18 protein-coding genes and 1 riboswitch are annotated in these 16,401 nt (G+C 72.2%); of the genes, 12 read left to right on the forward strand and 6 right to left on the reverse strand.

What is annotated here, in order from left to right; translation table 11 throughout:
- From GTW43_RS04495 to GTW43_RS04530, 8 genes are all read left to right on the forward strand, one after another.
- Positions 1 to 294 (forward strand): L,D-transpeptidase (locus tag GTW43_RS04495; RefSeq protein ID WP_161300310.1); only part of this gene is annotated, 294 nt, incomplete at its 5' end.
- 106 nt (positions 295 to 400) lie between these two features.
- The gene (locus tag GTW43_RS04500; protein ID WP_161300311.1) at positions 401 to 1,168 is read left to right on the forward strand and encodes an enoyl-CoA hydratase-related protein; all 768 of its coding nucleotides are present in this window, start codon (positions 401 to 403) and stop codon (positions 1,166 to 1,168) included.
- Between the two features lie 286 nt (positions 1,169 to 1,454).
- A complete protein-coding gene (locus GTW43_RS04505; protein WP_161300312.1) occupies positions 1,455 to 1,958 on the forward strand; it encodes an ATP-binding protein in 504 nt (167 codons plus the stop codon).
- Positions 1,959 to 2,265: 307 nt separating this feature from the next.
- The gene (locus tag GTW43_RS04510) at positions 2,266 to 3,066 is read left to right on the forward strand and encodes a polysaccharide deacetylase family protein (RefSeq protein ID WP_161300313.1); all 801 of its coding nucleotides are present in this window, start codon (positions 2,266 to 2,268) and stop codon (positions 3,064 to 3,066) included.
- Positions 3,067 to 3,089: 23 nt separating this feature from the next.
- On the forward strand, positions 3,090 to 4,268 hold the full coding sequence (locus tag GTW43_RS04515) for a YncE family protein (RefSeq protein WP_202501036.1): 1,179 nt from the start codon (positions 3,090 to 3,092) through the stop codon (positions 4,266 to 4,268).
- Between the two features lie 67 nt (positions 4,269 to 4,335).
- Complete coding sequence (locus tag GTW43_RS04520) at positions 4,336 to 5,250, forward strand: MerR family transcriptional regulator (protein ID WP_161300314.1); 915 nt, start codon at positions 4,336 to 4,338, stop codon at positions 5,248 to 5,250.
- A 72-nt stretch (positions 5,251 to 5,322) separates the two neighbouring features.
- Complete coding sequence (locus GTW43_RS04525; RefSeq protein WP_161300315.1) at positions 5,323 to 5,538, forward strand: EF-hand domain-containing protein; 216 nt, start codon at positions 5,323 to 5,325, stop codon at positions 5,536 to 5,538.
- A 157-nt stretch (positions 5,539 to 5,695) separates the two neighbouring features.
- On the forward strand, positions 5,696 to 6,394 hold the full coding sequence (locus tag GTW43_RS04530) for an NAD(P)-binding domain-containing protein (RefSeq protein WP_272922494.1): 699 nt from the start codon (positions 5,696 to 5,698) through the stop codon (positions 6,392 to 6,394).
- A gap of 19 nt (positions 6,395 to 6,413) precedes the next feature.
- Here GTW43_RS04530 and GTW43_RS04535 read toward each other — a convergent pair whose 3' ends face one another.
- Entirely contained in the window at positions 6,414 to 6,965 is a 552-nt protein-coding gene (locus GTW43_RS04535; RefSeq protein WP_161300316.1) for a glycoside hydrolase family 25 protein, read from the reverse strand.
- A gap of 123 nt (positions 6,966 to 7,088) precedes the next feature.
- Here GTW43_RS04535 and GTW43_RS04540 point away from each other — a divergent pair, with 123 nt between their 5' ends.
- A complete protein-coding gene (locus GTW43_RS04540; RefSeq protein ID WP_161300317.1) occupies positions 7,089 to 7,433 on the forward strand; it encodes a DoxX family protein in 345 nt (114 codons plus the stop codon).
- Positions 7,434 to 7,448: 15 nt separating this feature from the next.
- On the opposite strand, the gene GTW43_RS04545 is transcribed toward GTW43_RS04540, so the two are convergent.
- Positions 7,449 to 8,432 (reverse strand): LuxR family transcriptional regulator, encoded by a 984-nt coding sequence (locus GTW43_RS04545; RefSeq protein ID WP_202501033.1) that lies wholly within the window; start codon positions 8,430 to 8,432, stop codon positions 7,449 to 7,451.
- Positions 8,433 to 8,565: 133 nt separating this feature from the next.
- On the opposite strand from GTW43_RS04545, the gene GTW43_RS04550 reads away from it, so the two are divergent.
- Positions 8,566 to 9,978, forward strand: coding sequence for an aminopeptidase P family protein (locus GTW43_RS04550; protein WP_161300319.1), 1,413 nt, complete (start codon positions 8,566 to 8,568; stop codon positions 9,976 to 9,978).
- Positions 9,979 to 10,028: 50 nt separating this feature from the next.
- On the opposite strand, the gene GTW43_RS04555 is transcribed toward GTW43_RS04550, so the two are convergent.
- From GTW43_RS04555 to gcvT, 4 genes are all read right to left on the reverse strand, one after another.
- Positions 10,029 to 11,399: an L-serine ammonia-lyase gene (locus GTW43_RS04555; protein WP_161300326.1), complete on the reverse strand. Its 1,371-nt coding sequence runs from the start codon at positions 11,397 to 11,399 to the stop codon at positions 10,029 to 10,031.
- Between the two features lie 183 nt (positions 11,400 to 11,582).
- Positions 11,583 to 12,875, reverse strand: coding sequence for a serine hydroxymethyltransferase (glyA, locus tag GTW43_RS04560; RefSeq protein ID WP_161300320.1), 1,293 nt, complete (start codon positions 12,873 to 12,875; stop codon positions 11,583 to 11,585).
- A gap of 6 nt (positions 12,876 to 12,881) precedes the next feature.
- Complete coding sequence (gene gcvH / locus GTW43_RS04565) at positions 12,882 to 13,259, reverse strand: glycine cleavage system protein GcvH (protein ID WP_161300321.1); 378 nt, start codon at positions 13,257 to 13,259, stop codon at positions 12,882 to 12,884.
- A 76-nt stretch (positions 13,260 to 13,335) separates the two neighbouring features.
- Entirely contained in the window at positions 13,336 to 14,454 is a 1,119-nt protein-coding gene (gcvT, locus tag GTW43_RS04570) for a glycine cleavage system aminomethyltransferase GcvT (RefSeq protein ID WP_161300322.1), read from the reverse strand.
- Between the two features lie 150 nt (positions 14,455 to 14,604).
- A riboswitch (glycine riboswitch) is annotated at positions 14,605 to 14,696 on the reverse strand.
- 130 nt (positions 14,697 to 14,826) lie between these two features.
- Here gcvT and GTW43_RS04575 point away from each other — a divergent pair.
- Both GTW43_RS04575 and GTW43_RS04580 read left to right on the forward strand, forming a co-directional pair.
- Positions 14,827 to 15,486: an AAA family ATPase gene (locus GTW43_RS04575; RefSeq protein ID WP_343245902.1), complete on the forward strand. Its 660-nt coding sequence runs from the start codon at positions 14,827 to 14,829 to the stop codon at positions 15,484 to 15,486.
- Between the two features lie 114 nt (positions 15,487 to 15,600).
- Entirely contained in the window at positions 15,601 to 16,356 is a 756-nt protein-coding gene (locus GTW43_RS04580) for an enhanced serine sensitivity protein SseB (protein WP_161300323.1), read from the forward strand.
- The last annotated feature ends 45 nt before the right edge of the window (positions 16,357 to 16,401 follow it).

Here is a 16,401-nt window from a genome sequence, read left to right on the forward strand (position 1 = left end):
GGCGAGTACGACATCAAGGACGTGCCGCACGCCATGCGGCTGACCAACTCCGGCACGTTCATCCACGGCAACTACTGGGGCGGCGGCACCTTCGGCAACGTCAACTCCAGCCATGGCTGTGTGGGCCTGGCGGATGTGCGCGGCGGCTACGACAAGAAGGTCTCGGCGGCCTGGTTCTTCGACCGGTCGATGGTCGGGGACGTGGTGGTCGTGAAGAACTCCCACGACAAGACGGTGGCCCCGGACAACGGGTACAACGGCTGGAACATGTCCTGGGCCGACTGGCAGAAGTGAGCGGGCTCCGGCCCGCCGGTGCGTCACGTGGCCCCCACCAGCGGTGGGGGCCACGTGACGCACCGCACCATCCCGGCCCGGGTGAACGCCCGCTAACCTGCGGAGCATGACCGTTCACCTCGAAGTAGCCGACGGCGTCGGGACCATCCGCCTCGACCGCCCCCCGATGAACGCCCTGAACGTCGCCCTCCAGGACCGCATCAAGGAACTCGCCGAGGAGGCCACGGCCCGCGACGACATCCGGGCCGTGGTGGTGCGCGGCAGCGAGCGGGTCTTCGCGGCGGGCGCCGACATCAAGGAGATGCAGCTCATGGACCACGCGGCGATGGTCGCGCGGTCCCGGGCGCTGCAGGACTCGTTCACCGCGGTGGCCCGCATCCCCAAGCCCGTCGTGGCGGCCGTCACCGGCTACGCCCTGGGCGGCGGCTGCGAGCTCGCCCTGTGCGCGGACTTCCGCATCGCCGCGGACAACGCCAAGCTCGGCCAGCCCGAGATCCTGCTCGGCCTGATCCCGGGCGCCGGCGGCACCCAGCGGCTGTCCCGGCTCGTGGGTCCGTCCAGGGCCAAGGACCTGATCTTCACGGGCCGCCAGGTGCGGGCCGACGAGGCGCTGGCGCTCGGTCTGGTGGACCGCGTCGTGCCGGCGGAGGAGGTCTTCGAGGCGGCGCACGCGTGGGCCGCGAAGCTGGCGCAGGGCCCGGCCATCGCCCTGCGCGCGGCGAAGGAGTCGATCGACACGGGCCTGGAGACGGACCTGGAGACGGGCCTGGCCGTCGAACGTACGTGGTTCGCCGGTCTGTTCGCGACGGCGGACCGGGAGACCGGGATGCGCAGTTTCGTGGAGGACGGCCCGGGCAAGGCGAAGTTCGCCTGACGGTCCGTCGGGCACGGGGATCAACTCGCGCTTCGGCAAGCGGAGTTGATCTCCGTACCTCGTCAGGGGCGCCTTATGTCCACCTTAAGAGAGCCTTAAGCGGGTCTTGCCTCCGAGGGGTCGATCGCGCCCCGAGTGGGGGTCTCTGTGCAGGTCAGGCGGGCTGTGCGGGAACCTTAAGTGCCTGTGGCATATGCCGACACGACCCACCGGAATGAGGCGTTCCGGGGGGCTTATTCGGCCGGAACGGCCCCGTGACCGGCCCGGGGCGGCCATCATGGTGGGCATGGCGGGGCTTGAGGATGTCGAACAACCACGGCGGAACGGGAGTGCGACCGCCGCGCGCTGGTCTCCCGCGGTCGAGGACGAACACGCGCTGAGGGCGCTGGAGTTGTTCGGGAACCCGACCGAGGCGGAGGTGACGCTGCCGTCCCGCCCCGAGTCCGCGGCCACCGCCCGCCGGCTCGCCCAGGTGGTCGTCCTGCGGCAGTGGGGGCTGTCCCCGAAGATGACCGAGGACGCCGTCCTGCTCGTCTCCGAGCTCGTGGGCAACGCGGTCCGGCACACCGGGGCCCGCTCCTTCGGTCTGCGGATGCTGCGCCGCCGCGGCTGGATCCGCGTCGAGGTGCGTGACCCCTCGCGCGGACTGCCCTGTCTGCTGCCGGTGCGCCCGCTGGACCTCTCCGGTCGCGGCCTCTTCCTCGTCGACCGGCTCTCCGACCGCTGGGGCGTGGACCTGCTGCCCCGCGGCAAGACGACCTGGTTCGAGATGCGCGTCGCCGACCGCTGAGCCGGTCGGTGGTGCGGGCCGTCCCGGACGCACGAAAGCCCCCGTTCGCGCCGTTGTGCGGCGCCGCGGGGGCTCTCGTGTGGTGCGCCGTGGACCGTGGGGGTGTAGTCCGCGGCGGCTGAGTCGACCTGGCCCGGGTCAATGGAGGTCGTGCCACCGAGGATGACACAGGGCGCCCGGAACGGCCAAATGAATCATTGGCGACATCATCCATCAGCCTCGTAAATGAAGAAAAAATACACCCGGCATCCAGTATTCATTAAAGTGACCGGGTCGGTATGAGGCTTTTTGTGGTGTTTCCCCTTGAATGGGGCGCGTGACACAGGCCGAACCGATCCGTCGCCGCTCGGCGCTGCTCCTCGGCGCCGGGCTCACCACCGCCCTCGCCACCGGCTGCGCCGCAGCGGACCACCGCGCCGCCACCCCGGCCGCCAAGGCCCGCCCGGCCAGCCCGGCCCGGCCCACCGAGTCGGCCCGCGCCGCCCCCGCCCCGCGCCGCTTCCCCGGACAGCCCGCCCAGGTCGCCCACGGGCCCCGCACCCGCGACCGGGTCGCCCTCACCTTCCACGGCCAGGGCGAACCGAAGATCGCCGACGCCGTGCTCAAAGAGGCGGAACGGGCCGGCGCCCACGTCACCGTCCTCGCCGTCGGCACCTGGCTCGACGAGCACCCCGCCATGGCCCGGCGCATCCTCGACGGCGGCCACGACCTCGGCAACCACACGCTCCACCACCAGGACATCAACGACATGTCCGAGGCCGACGCCGCGGCCGAGATCACCGGCTGCGCCGACCGGCTGCGCCGCCTCACGGGCTCCATCGGCACCTGGTTCCGTCCCTCACGCACCCAGACGGCCACCCCGCTCGTGACCCGCCTCGCCCAGCGGACCGGCTACCCGCACGTCCTCTCCTACGACGTCGACTCGCTGGACTTCACCTCGCCGGGTGCCGACACCGTCGTCCAGAACGTCACCTCGGCCCTGCGCCCCGGATCGGTCGTCAGCCTGCACTTCGGGTACGCGGACACCGTCGCCGCGCTCCCGCCCCTCCTGGACCACCTCGACCGTCGCGGCCTGTCCGCGGTGACCTGCACGGAGCTGCTCTCGTGAACACCACCCCCCACCGGCGGGCCCTGCCCCGCCGCACCGGCGTCCTGCTCGCCGCCACCGTCACCGCCGCCCTCACCGCCCTGTCCGGCTGCGGCACCGAGAAGCCCGCCCACGACGCCGGACAGGGCGCGATCAAGCCGGTCGCGCCCAAGCCCGCCGCACGCCAGGCCGACGGGCTGCCCGGCATGCCGCCCCTGCTCGACCCCCAGGACGTCTACGCCGCCGACCGCCCGAACCGGCTCTCCCCGGTCGTCAAGGACTTCCCGTCCCGCGTCTACGTCCCCAACACCGAGTCCGACACCGTCTCCGTCATCGACCCGAAGACGTACAAGGTGATCGAGACCATCAAGGTCGGCCGCCAGCCCCAGCACGTCGTGCCCTCCTGGGACCTCAAGACGCTGTGGGTCAACAACGACAAGGGCAACACCCTCACCCCCATCGACCCGAAGACCGGCGAGGCCGGCGAGACGGTCGACGTGCACGACCCCTACAACCTCTACTTCACGCCCGACGGCAAGCACGCCGTCGTCATGGCCTCCCTCGACCGCGAACTGGTCTTCCGCGACCCGCACACCATGAAGGTCGAGCACACCGAGCCCGTCAGCTGCTACGGCGTCAACCTCGCCGACTTCTCGCCGGACGGCCGGTACTTCATCGTCAGCTGCGAGTTCAGCGGCGAACTCCTCAAGGTCGACACCGCGAAGATGAAGGTCGTCGCCCAGCAGAAGCTCCCCTACGACGGGGCCATGCCGCAGGACGTGAAGATCTCGCCCGACGGCAAGAAGTTCTACATCGCCGACATGGAGGCCGACGGCATGTGGGTCCTCGACGGCGACACGTTCAAGAAGCCGACACTGCTGCCCACCGGCAAGGGCACCCACGGCCTCTACGTCAGCCGCGACTCCCGCGAGATGTACATCTCCAACCGCGGCGAGGGCACCATCTCGGTCTTCGACTTCCCGAAGAACAGACTCACCAAGAAGTGGAAGCTCCCGCAGGGCGGCAGCCCCGACATGGGCGGCGTCTCCGCGGACGGCAAGGTCCTGTGGCTCTCCGGCCGCTACGACGCCGAGGTCTACGCGATCGACACCACCACCGGGAAGCAGCTCGCCAGGATCCCCGTCGGCTCCGGCCCGCACGGACTCGCCGTCTACCCGCAGCCCGGCCGCTACTCCCTCGGCCACACCGGCGTCTTCCGCTGACCCGCGCCCGGTCCGCGCCCCCTGCGGGCTTGAGTCTCCCCCCGCTGGAAGGTCCAGACTCCTCGGCATGACCGACGACGGCCCGCACCTGCTCACCATCGGCCGGCTGGCCCGCCGCACCGGACTCACGGTGCGCACCATCCGCTACTGGTCCGACGAGGGCGTCCTGCACCCGGTGACCCGCAGCGACGGCGGCTACCGGCTGTACGACGCCGAGTCCGTGGCCCGACTCGAACTGATCCGCACCCTGCGGGAGCTGGGCCTCGGACTCGACGACGTCCGCCACGTGGTCGGCGGCGAGAAGGAACTCGCCGCCGTCGCCGCCGCCCACGTCGCCGCACTCGACGCCCAGATCCGCACCCTGCGGCTCAACCGGGCGGTGCTGTCGACGGTCGCCCAGCGCAACTCGACCGCCGAGGAGACGGCCCTCATGAACAAGCTCGCGCGGCTCTCCGCCACCGAACGCAAGCAGATCATCGACGACTTCATGGAGCAGACCTTCGGTGGCCTCGACACCGCCGACCCCGACATCCGCACCCGGCTGCGGATCATGGTCCCCGAACTGCCCGACGACCCGACGAGCACCCAGGTCGACGCCTGGGTCGCCCTCGCCGAACTCATGCAGGACCCCGACTTCCGCGCCCACATGCGGAGCATGATCGAGTTCAACGCCGCCGACCGCGGACCCGGCGTCGCACCCGGCACCTCCCTGTGGTTCATGAGCCGCCTCGTCCAGCTCGCCGGAGAGAGCCTGGAGCGCGGCATCGACCCCGCGTCCGAACGGGCGGGCACCGTCCTGGACGGCCTGCTCGGCGACGCCGACCGCTCCGAGGTCCTGCTCCGCCTGACGGCCGCGGCCAACGAGGACGTGGCCCGCTTCCGGCATCTCGTCTCGGTGGTGCGCGGCATGGACCCGCCGCCCCGGCAGGAGGCGGAGTTCACCTGGGTACTCGCCGCACTGCGCGCGCACGGCGCCGGATAACCTTGGCCCGTCAATCCGGCGGCGCGCCCCCTGCGGCGCGCCGCAGCAGTACGTAGACGAGGGGTGGTCCCGGTGGCGGACATCGAGGCGGCACGCAAGGCGTTCGAGCGGTTCGACGCGGACGGCGACGGCTTCATCACGGCGGCCGAGTACAAGAGCGCCATGGCGCAGATGGGCGACTTCCACGTCACCGAATCGGTGGCCGAGGCGCTCATCGCCAAGCAGGACACCAACGGCGACAAGGTCCTGTCCTTCGACGAGTTCTGGGCGAACCTCAACAAGATCTGAGCCCCGCACACCCTCGCGCCCACCGGCCCGGAGCCCTCGCGCTCCGGGCCGGTGGGCGCGTTGCCGCACCGGCCCCGCCGTCACCCTCACCCGGATCTCCCTCTTCCGGGCGATCCCCGGAATAGGCCGCGCCCGTCGTCGGTTGGCCCCCATGAGTATGCACATGCATATAACTCCGAAGGGCAGGCACGACATGAAGATCGGCATCATCGGCGCGGGCAACATCGGCGGCAACCTCACCCGGCGCCTCACCGCCGTCGGGCACGACGTGCACGTGGCCAACTCGCGCGGACCGCAGACGCTGTCGGCGCTCGCGCAGGAGACCGGGGCCACGGCCGCGACCGCCGAGGACGCGGTACGCGGCGCGCAGGTCGTCGTCGTCACCGTCCCGCTCAAGGCCGTGCCCGCGCTGCCCGCCGGGCTGCTCGACACGGCCGCGGACGACGTGGCCGTCATCGACACCGGCAACTACTACCCGCAGCAGCGCGACGGAAAGATCGCCGGGATCGAGGACGACGGGCTCACCGAGAGCCGCTGGACCGAGCGCCAGCTCGGGCACCAGGTGGTCAAGGCGTTCAACGGCACGTACGCGCAGGACATCATCGACAAGGCACGCCCGTCCGGCGACCCGCAGCGCGTCGCCCTGCCGATCGCCGGCGACGACGCCGCGGCCAAGCAGGCCGTCACCGCCCTCCTCGACGAGATCGGCTCCGACACCGTGGACGCCGGCGGCCAGGACGAGTCCTGGCGCCAGCAGCCCGGCACCCCCGTCTACGGACTGGCCGCGGACGCCGCCGCCGTGCGCAAGGCGCTCGACGCCGCGTCCCCGGAGCGCACCGCGGAGTGGCGCGCCTGAGCCCCGGACCGGACCGCCGTCAGGGCGTGGCCCACTCGCGCAGCGCCGACTTGCTCGCGAAGTCGGCCACGTCCTTGTCGAGCGGCGAGTCCGTGTACTGGTGGAAGCGCCACTTGGCCTTGATGCGCGGCTTGCCCGCGCTCACGTAGTCCGCGATCCACAGCGCGTCGCCCGCGTAGGACGTCGTGTCCACGTTCAGCCAGAAATTGCGGTTCGTGTAGAGCACCACGCGGTGATGCGGGCGGAGCTTCTTCACCTCACGGATGAAGCGGTCCTTCTCCGCGTTCGTCGCGTGCGTACCGTCGCCCGTCGTCTCCCAGTCCACGGCCAGGATGTCGCCCGCCTTCTCCGGGGCCTTGCTCACGAAGTACTCGGCCTGCGCCGTCAGGTTCCCCGGCCACAGGAAGTGGTAGAAGCCGACGACGCAGCCGGCGTCGCGGGCCAGCTTCGTCTGGTGGGACAGGCGGGGATTGACGTAACTGCGGCCCTCCGTCGCCTTGATGAAGACGAACGACAGGCCGTCCGTGTCGAACGTGGACTGGAACGAGCTGACATCGATACCGCGCAGCATGCGGGTCTCCTGTCGGTGGGGCGACGAGGTCGGACCCTCATGGTTCCCGGTCCGGCGGCGGTTGATGTCACGTTCCGCGACGCCCGTCCGTCGGTGTGGTGAAGCTTCGAACGGGAGATCACCATGTACGCGTTCTACGCCGCCGTCACGATGCTCGGCGCCGCCGTCTTCGGCGCGGCCGCCGTCGCCAACCTCTCCGGCCACTCCTACCCCCGCGCCCAGGCCGACCGGCTGGAGGTGCCGCGCTCCTGGATCCCGCTGCTCGGGGCCGCACTCGGCGCCGGGGCGCTCGGACTGCTCGCCGGGTTCGCCGTCCCCGGGGTCGGTGCCGCCGCCGCGACCGGCCTGGTCCTCTACTTCGTCGGGGCGCTCGCCACCCACGTCCTCGCCGGCGATCGCGCCCTCGGCTTCTGGGCGTTCTGTTTCGCGCTCGCCGTCGCGTCCCTCGTCCTGAGGCTCATCGTGTGAGGCGTGCCCCGGGGCTCACAACCAGCCCTGTCGCTGGGCCTGCAGCGCCAGTTGGAAACGGTTCGCGGCGCCCAGGCGGGCCATCAGGACCTGGAGGCGGCGGAAGAGGGTGCGGCGGCTCACGCCCAGCTCGCGGGCGATGACCTCGTCGCTCGCGCCCCCGGCGAGCAGCCACAGCAGCCGGCGGTCCGCAGGCGGCAGGCCACCCGGCCGTGCCGTGCTGCCGTGGAAGGGCAGCGCCTGCTGCCACGCCTGCTCGAAGAGGGCGACCAGCGCGGAGAACAGCCCGCACGGCTGGACCACCAGCATCGTGCTGAGCACGTCGGCCTCCCGGATCGACAGGGACACCAGCGCGTACGCGTCGTCGATGATCAGCAGCTTGACCGGCACCGACGGCAGCACCCGGGCCTGCTCGCCCGCGTTGATGCACGGCTCGACGGTGCGCTTGAAGTGGTCGGCGTGCTCGAGGGACTCGCGCGCGTAGACGACGCGTTGCGTGACGCCGCGGGCCAGGGTGTCGAGCGCGTCCTGCGCGGCCGTCGGCACGGGGGAGTACGGCGGTGACTCGAACTGCCGGATCTGGTGGCGGGCCGACGTCCACGCGTGGTGCATGCGCGGGCCGATGGCATCGCCGGTGACGAGCTCGACGAACTGGTCGTTGTACGCCGCGAGCCGGCGCCGCCGGAACGACTCGAAGGCGCCGGTGACCAGGGTGCGGGACGTCTCCAGCTCGGCCGCCCGGTGCCGCGCGAGGACCTCGAGCCCGGCCGTCGGCGCGACCGGCACCACCACGTCGCCGTCCGCCCCCGCCGCGCTGGTCAGACCGGCGTCCACGAGCTCCTCGTACGCCGCCGCGAGGCCGGGCCCGTCGAGCGCGGCCGCCGCGGCGACCTCCGTCAGCGGGGCCGGGGCCAGGTCGAGCAGGGCGCGGTAGAGCCCGGCCGCACCGGGGCCGAGCCCGAGGAGGCGCAGGGCCGCACCGAGCCGTTCGTTCGTCATGCCCGCCATTGTCGCCCGGCGCGGTGGCCGATCCGTGCCAGTGGCACGTCCGGGCGCCGTACGGGTTCCCCGGGCGCTACCGTCGCCGGGCCGCCGGGCGCCCGGCGGCGGACGACTGCGAAGGGCGGACACAGTGGCGACAGGCCGGAAGAACGGTGTGTACTCGGGGATCTCCGCGGAGCTGTCCGCATCCATGCGGACCGGCTGGGCGGACACCGAGCGGCGCGATCTGACCCCGGACCCGCAGGCTCCGTACGCGGCGGCCCGCCGCTCGGCGCTGTCGGCGTGCTTCCCGGGCGAGCGGCTCGTCGTCCCCTCCGGGAACCTCAAGGTCCGCTCGAACGACGACCCCTATCCGTTCCGGCCCTACTCCGGCTACGTCCACATGACCGGCGACCGCGCCCGCGACGGCGCCCTGGTCCTCGAACCCCGCGCGGACGGCGGCCACGACGCGTACTGCTACCAGCTGCCCCGCGACAGCCGTACCGACGACGAGTTCTGGACGGGGCCCTCGGCCGAGCTGTGGATGGGCCGGCGCGCCTCGCTCGCCGAGGCCGAGCGCGTCCTCGGACTGCCCTGCCGCGACGTGCGCGCGGCGGCGGACGACCTGGCCGCCGTGCGCGGGGTGCCGACCCGGATCGTGCGCGGGATCGACCCGGCGCTGGAGTCCGCCGTCGACACCGACGCGGAGAGGGACGCCGCGCTCGAGGAGGCGCTCTGCGACCTGCGCGCGGTGAAGGACGACTGGGAGATCGGCGAGCTGCGGGCCGCGGTGGACGCCACGGTGCGCGGGTTCACCGACGTCGTCGGCGAGCTGTCCCGCGCGGTCGCGACCTCCGAGCGGTGGATCGAGGGCACCTTCTTCCGCCGAGCCCGCCTGGAGGGCAACGCGGTGGGCTACGGCACGATCGCCGCCGCGGGCGAGCACGCCACGATCATGCACTGGACCGACAACGACGGCCCGGTCCGCCCCGGCGACCTGCTGCTGCTCGACGCGGGCGTCGAGGGGCGCACCCTGTACACCGCGGACGTCACCCGCACCCTCCCGGTCAGCGGGACGTTCACCCCCGTGCAGCGGCAGGTCTACGACGCCGTGCACGCGGCGCAGGAGGCGGGCTTCGCGGCGGTCAGGCCCGGCGCGGCGTACCGCGACTTCCACGAGGCGGCCCAGCGTCACCTCGCGGAGCAGCTCGTCGCGTGGGGCTTCGTCGAGGGGCCGGCCGAGCGGGCGTACGAGCTGGGGCTGCAGCGTCGCTTCACCATGGCCGGCACGGGCCACATGCTCGGTCTCGACGTGCACGACTGCGCCCAGGCGCGCACCGAGGCGTACGTCGACGGCGTGCTGGAGCCGGGCATGGTGCTGACCGTCGAGCCGGGCCTGTACTTCCAGCCGGACGACCTGACCGTCCCCGAGGAGTGGCGCGGCATCGGCGTCCGGATCGAGGACGACCTGCTCGTGACCGCCGACGGCCACGAGAACCTGTCCGCGGGGCTGCCGCGCTCGGCGGACGAGGTGGAGGCCTGGATGGCGCGCTGCGCGGGCTGACCGCGCGGGCCCGGCAGCCGGCCGGGAACCAGGTCAGGAGGCGGTGGCGCTCAGCACTCGATGATGTTCACCGCGAGCCCGCCGCGCGCCGTCTCCTTGTACTTGACGGACATGTCCGCGCCGGTCTCCTTCATGGTCTTGATGACCTTGTCGAGGGAGACCTTGTGCGAGCCGTCGCCGCGCATCGCCATCTTGGCGGCGGTGACGGCCTTGACCGCCGCCATGCCGTTGCGCTCGATGCACGGGATCTGGACCAGGCCGCCGACCGGGTCGCAGGTCAGGCCGAGGTTGTGCTCCATGCCGATCTCGGCCGCGTTCTCCACCTGCTCCGGGGAGCCGCCGAGGACCTCGGCGAGTGCGCCCGCCGCCATCGAGCAGGCGGAGCCGACCTCGCCCTGGCAGCCGACCTCGGCGCCGGAGATCGAGGCGTTCTCCTTGAAGAGCATGCCGATCGCGCCCGCCGCGAGCAGGAAGCGGACGACGCCCTCCTCGTCGGCGCCGGGCACGAAGTTCATGTAGTAGTGCAGGACGGCGGGGATGATGCCCGCCGCGCCGTTCGTCGGCGCGGTCACGACGCGGCCGCCCGCGGCGTTCTCCTCGTTGACCGCCATCGCGTAGAGCGTGATCCACTCCATGGCGTGGGCCAGCGGTTCGCCCTCGGCGCGCAGCTTGCGGGCCGAGCCGGCGGCGCGGCGGCGGACCTTGAGGCCGCCCGGCAGGATGCCCTCGTGCGCCATGCCGCGCGAGACGCAGGCCTGCATGACCCGCCAGATGTCGAGCAGGCCGGAGCGGATCTCGTCCTCGGTGCGCCAGGCCTTCTCGTTCTCCAGCATGAGCGCCGGGATCGACAGTCCGGTCTCCCGGGTGAGGCGCAGCAGCTCGTCGCCCGTCCGGAAGGGGTACTTCAGGGCCGTGTCGTCCGGGACGATCGGGTTGTCGCCGGCCACCGCGTCCTCGTCGATCACGAAGCCGCCGCCCACCGAGTAGTACGTCTTCGACAGCAGCTCCGCGCCCTCGGCGTCGTGGGCCCACAGCGTCATGCCGTTGGCGTGGTAGGGCAGGGCCTTGCGGCGGTGCAGGATCAGGTCGTCGTCGAAGGAGAACGGGATCTCGTGCGCGCCGAGCAGGCTGATCCGGCCGGTCTCCTTGATCGTCTCCACGCGCTCGTCGGCCCGCTCGACGTCGACGGTGCGCGGCGACTCGCCCTCCAGGCCGAGCAGTACCGCCTTCGGGGTGCCGTGGCCGTGGCCGGTCGCGCCCAGGGAACCGTAGAGCTCGGCGCGCAGCGCGGTGGTGTGGGCCAGCAGGCCCTCGTTCTTGAGGCGCCGCGCGAACATGCGGGCGGCGCGCATCGGGCCGACCGTGTGGGAGCTGGACGGGCCGATGCCGACCGAGAACAGGTCGAAGACCGAGATGGCCACGGGGGACTCCAAGGGGTGGGTGGTAGACGCCGTTGTCTGCCGGGGTGGTGCAGAGAAAGCGTGGGACAGCGGGTGACCGCGGGACAGCGGTCGGGGCACCGCGCGCTGGTCTCTTGTGTTCCAGTGTGCGCGGTGCCCCGTCAGGACGTACCCGTCAAAGGGTACGGAACCGTGTGGCGAGCCTTACAGGCCGGGGTACAGCGGGTGCTTGTCGGCCAGGGCGGTGACCCGGGCCTTGAGCGCGGCCGCGTCCGTCTCCCCGAAGGGGGCGGGCGCCATGAGTGCCTCGGCGATCACGTCGGCGACCTCGCGGAAGTCGTCGGCGTCGAAGCCGCGGGTGGCGAGCGCCGGCGTGCCGATGCGCAGGCCGGAGGTGACCATCGGCGGGCGCGGGTCGTTCGGGACCGCGTTGCGGTTGACCGTGATGCCGACCTCGTGGAGCCGGTCCTCGGCCTGCTGGCCGTCGAGCTCGGAGTCGCGCAGGTCGACGAGGACCAGGTGCACGTCCGTGCCGCCGGACAGCACGTTCACGCCGTGCTTGCGTGCGTCGTCCGAGGTCAGCCGCTCGGCGAGGATGCGGGCGCCCTCGACGGTGCGCTGCTGGCGCTCCTTGAAGCCCTCGCTCGCGGCGATCTTGAAGGAGACCGCCTTGGCCGCGATCACGTGCTCCAGGGGGCCGCCCTGGAAGCCCGGGAAGACGGACGAGTTGAGCTTCTTCGCGAAGTCCTTGCCGCGCGCGAGGATGATGCCGCCGCGCGGGCCGCCGAGCGTCTTGTGGGTCGTGGAGGTGACCACGTCCGCGTACGGCACCGGGTTGGGGTGCAGGCCGGCGGCGACGAGGCCCGCGAAGTGGGCCATGTCGACCCACAGGTACGCCTCGACCTCGTCGGCGATGCGACGGAACTCGGCGAAGTCGAGGTGGCGCGGGTACGCCGACCAGCCGGCGATGATCACCTTGGGGCGGTGCTCCTTGGCGAGCCGCTCGACCTCGGCCATGTCGACCAGGCCGGCGTCGTCCACGTGGTAGGCGACCACGTCGAACTGCTTGCCGGAGAAGTTCAGCCGCATGCCGTGGGTGAGGTGGCCGCCGTGCGCCAGGTCCAGGCCCAGGATCGTGTCGCCGGGCTTGGCGATGGCGAACAGCGCCGCCTGGTTCGCGGAGGCGCCCGAGTGGGGCTGCACGTTGGCGTACTCGGCGCCGAACAGGTCCTTGACCCGGTCGATGGCGATCTGCTCGGTGACGTCGACGTGCTCGCAGCCGCCGTAGTAGCGGCGGCCGGGGTAGCCCTCCGCGTACTTGTTGGTGAGGACCGAGCCCTGGGCCTCCATGACGGCGACCGGCGCGAAGTTCTCCGAGGCGATCATCTCGAGGGTCGACTGCTGGCGGCGCAGCTCGGCGTCGACGGCCTGCGCGACGTCCGGGTCGAGGTCGTGCAGGGACTCGTTGAGGACGGACTTGTCGGACGTATCGGTCATGGCGGGTCAGCTCCCGGAGAACTCGGTGTACTCGTCGGCGGTGAGCAGGTCCTTCGGCTCCTCGGCGACGCGGACCTTGAACAGCCAGCCGCCCTCGAAGGGGGCCGAGTTCACCAGGGCCGGGTCGTCGACGACGTCCTGGTTGGCCTCGACGACCTCGCCGGTGACGGGGGAGTAGAGGTCCGAGACCGACTTGGTGGACTCCAGCTCGCCGCAGCTCTCGCCCGCGGTGACGGTGTCGCCGACCTCGGGGAGCTGGGCGAACACGATGTCACCGAGCGCGTTGGCCGCGTGCTCCGTGATACCGATCGTGGCGACGCCGTCCTCGACGGCCGACAGCCACTCGTGCTCCTTGCTGTAACGCAGCTGCTGGGGGTTGCTCATGGTGCGAATTCTCCTGTACGCGGGAAGATGCTGCTGACAGAGGGGGCGCGGGGTACGCCGGGAGCCGGTGCGAGTGTCACTTCTGGCGCTTGTAGAACGGCAGAGCCACGACCTCGTAGGGCTCGTGCGTGCCGCGGATGTCCACGCCGACCCCGGCCGTGCCCGGCTCGGCGTGCGCGGCGTCGACGTACGCCATCGCGATCGGCCTGCCCAGCGTCGGGGACGGGGCACCGGAGGTGACCTCGCCGACGACCTGTCCGTCGACGACGACGGACATCCCGGCGCGCGGCACCCGGCGGCCCTCGGCGATCAGGCCGACGAGCTTGCGCGGCGGGGCGGCCTCGGCCTTCGCCGCGGCCGCCCGCAGCGCGTCGTGGCCGAGGAAGTCGTCGCCGTGCGAGGTCTTCTCGAACTTGACGACCCGGCCGAGACCGGCGTCGAACGGCGTGAGGTCCGTGGTCAGCTCGTGCCCGTACAGCGGCATCCCGGCCTCCAGACGGAGGGTGTCGCGGCAGGACAGGCCGCACGGGACCAGGCCGTACTCGGCGCCGGCGGCGGTCAGCGCCTGCCACAGCTTCTCGGCGTCGGCCGGGGCGACGAACAGCTCGAAGCCGTCCTCGCCGGTGTAGCCGGTGCGTGCGATGAGGGCCTCGACGCCCGCGACGGTGCCCGGCAGGCCCGCGTAGTACTTCAGGCCGTCCAGGTCGGCGTCCGTGACGGACTTCACGATCGCGGGGGAGTGCGGGCCCTGCACGGCCAGCAGCGCGTACGCGTCCCGGTCGTCGCGGACCTCGGCGTCGAACTCCTCGGCGCGGTTGCTCAGCTCGTTCAGGACGGTCTGGGCGTTGCCCGCGTTGGCGACGACCATGTACTCGGTCTCGCCGAGGCGGTAGACGATCAGGTCGTCCAGGATGCCGCCGTCCTCCTGGACGATCATCGTGTAGCGGGCGCGGCCGAGGCCGACCGAGCCGATGTTGCCGACCAGCGAGAAGTTCAGGAAGTCGACGGCCTCGGGGCCGGTGACGGTGATCTCGCCCATGTGGGACAGGTCGAACAGGCCGGCCGCGGTGCGCACGGCGGTGTGCTCGTCGCGCTCGCTGCCGTAGCGCAGCGGCATGTCCCAGCCGGCGAAGTCGGTCATGGTGGCGCCCAGCGAACGGTGCAGGGCGTCGAGGGCTGTCGTACGGGTGGTCATGATCGTGCTCCCGGGCGTGACGGCGATGGCAGAGGTCTCCGAAGGAGTTCCTCCCCATCTGTCATCGGAACCTGAGAGGTTCGCCCCGAGGGGCTTGCACCTTGGGTGGGGCCGCCGTACGTGACAGGGCGGCCCGCTTTTCAGATCTGCCTCGCCCGCGCGGTACGGGGCCTGAGAGATTCAAGGGAGGGACTTGCTCCTTCGGCGTCCGGGGCGACCCGGAACTCTCCCGCGCGGATTCAAGCGGCCGGTATGCAGTTTGCGCGCACATCATTGCATGCCGCTCGAACGGGGAAACCCCTTGTAGGGCATTACCTTCTCTTTACACTTGGCGGGCAGGAGTGCGTGACCGGAACGGGGAGGACGATCACGGTGCACAAGGCAGTCGCGGCGCCATACGCGATGACAGGGGCCGCGGCGGCGGGGGCGGCGGCGGGGCGGGTGCGGATCCCGCGGCAGCGCTCGGTGCGGGACCTGCGCGGGCGCGGCGGGCGGACCCCGCGCCGGATCGCCTTCGGCGACGGTGACCTGGTGGTGCTCTCGGGGCTGCCGGGCAGCGGGAAGTCCACGCTGATGCGGCGGGCCGTCACCGGCCTGCGCATCGACTCGCAGGACACCCGCGAGCGCTGGGCCGCCCGGATCCCGCGCTGGATCCCCTACGTCGTCTACCGGCCGCTGGTGCGCGCCGCGCACTACGCGGGGCTGCGCCGGGCCATGCGGTCCGGGGCGGGGGTCGTCGTGCACGACTGCGGGACACAGGCGTGGGTGCGGCGGTGGGTGACGCGGACGGCGCGGCGGCGCGGCGTGGCCGTGCACCTGCTGCTGCTCGACGTGCCCGCGCCGACGGCGCTCGAGGGGCAGCGGGACCGGGGGCGCGGGGTGAGCCGGTACGCGTTCGCCCGGCACCGGCGGGCGGTCGGGTCGCTCGTGGCCGAGGTGGAGCGGGGCGTGCTTCCTGCCGGGGTGGCGTCGGCGGTGCTGCTGGACCGGGCGGCGACGGATGCGCTGGGCGGGATCGCGTTCCGGGAGTGACCGCGGGCTGTGACATCGGCGGCTTCGCCGCGGGGCGCGAGAGGCCCCACCGGACGTGCACCCGATATCGTCGGTCGCCGGGCAACGACCGCTGGACAGAGGTAAGGCGCAGACATGGAGCACCCCGCAGGGACCACGTGGCCGGCGAACGAGCTGGAGGAAGTGCTCGCCGCCGCGGTGGGCCAACCCGGCGACGTCACCGGCCCCCGCATCGTCGAGGTGCTCGGCCGCAGCCACGTCTGGATACCCCTGCCCCAGGGCGGCGGCACGGCGAGCCGCGACCTCGACCTGCCCACCCTGGAGATCCAGGGCCAGGCCTTCGTCCCGGTGTTCACCTCGGAGCAGCAGTTCATGCAGGTCACGGGCGGCCGGATGGACTGCACCGTGGCCCCGGCCGCCGAGTTCGCCCGCGGTCTGCCCGCCCGTGCGGGCCTCGTCCTGAACCCGGACGGCGCCGTCGGCATGCCGCTGCCCCCGCCGGCCGTCGCCGAGCTGGCCCGCACCGGCCGCACCCCGCTGGACGGCCCGGCCGGCGGCGGCCGCGTCGTGCTGTCGGAGCCGGACTGGCAGGACGACCCGACGGACTTCCTGGCCGCGGTCAGGGAGGAGTTCGAGGCGGCCGGCGCCGTGGTCAGCGCCCGCCGCTGCCTCGCCTCCGTCGAGGACGCCGACCCGGCCCTGTTCGTCGGTGTGGAACTGGGCGGCTGGGAGGGCTCCGCGCACGACGTGGCGATGGACGCCCTGGGCCGGGCGCTCGGCCGCGCCCCGCTGGCCTGGCCGGTCAATCTGGTCTTCCTCGACGTGACCCGGGACCCGGTCGCCGACTGGATGCGGACCCACGTACGTCCGTTCTATCTGCGGGAAGGATGACGCCGTCCGTCAAGTCGGTGTCAGGAACGCCGCTTAAGCTGGTTT

The sequence above is a fragment of the Streptomyces sp. SID5785 genome (assembly GCF_009870065.1).
Taxonomy (GTDB): domain Bacteria; phylum Actinomycetota; class Actinomycetes; order Streptomycetales; family Streptomycetaceae; genus Streptomyces.

Coding starts and splice junctions, on each gene's coding strand:
- GTW43_RS04545 (WP_202501033.1), bottom strand. CDS start 8,432: ATGACGAACGAACGGCTCGGTGCGGCCCTGCGCCTCCTCGGGCTCGGC.
- gcvH (WP_161300321.1), bottom strand. CDS start 13,259: ATGAGCAACCCCCAGCAGCTGCGTTACAGCAAGGAGCACGAGTGGCTG.
- GTW43_RS04530 (WP_272922494.1), top strand. CDS start 5,696: ATGCACATGCATATAACTCCGAAGGGCAGGCACGACATGAAGATCGGC.
- gcvT (WP_161300322.1), bottom strand. CDS start 14,454: ATGACCACCCGTACGACAGCCCTCGACGCCCTGCACCGTTCGCTGGGC.
- GTW43_RS04520 (WP_161300314.1), top strand. CDS start 4,336: ATGACCGACGACGGCCCGCACCTGCTCACCATCGGCCGGCTGGCCCGC.
- GTW43_RS04510 (WP_161300313.1), top strand. CDS start 2,266: ATGGGGCGCGTGACACAGGCCGAACCGATCCGTCGCCGCTCGGCGCTG.
- GTW43_RS04500 (WP_161300311.1), top strand. CDS start 401: ATGACCGTTCACCTCGAAGTAGCCGACGGCGTCGGGACCATCCGCCTC.
- glyA (WP_161300320.1), bottom strand. CDS start 12,875: ATGACCGATACGTCCGACAAGTCCGTCCTCAACGAGTCCCTGCACGAC.
- GTW43_RS04580 (WP_161300323.1), top strand. CDS start 15,601: ATGGAGCACCCCGCAGGGACCACGTGGCCGGCGAACGAGCTGGAGGAA.
- GTW43_RS04505 (WP_161300312.1), top strand. CDS start 1,455: ATGGCGGGGCTTGAGGATGTCGAACAACCACGGCGGAACGGGAGTGCG.
- GTW43_RS04535 (WP_161300316.1), bottom strand. CDS start 6,965: ATGCTGCGCGGTATCGATGTCAGCTCGTTCCAGTCCACGTTCGACACG.
- GTW43_RS04540 (WP_161300317.1), top strand. CDS start 7,089: ATGTACGCGTTCTACGCCGCCGTCACGATGCTCGGCGCCGCCGTCTTC.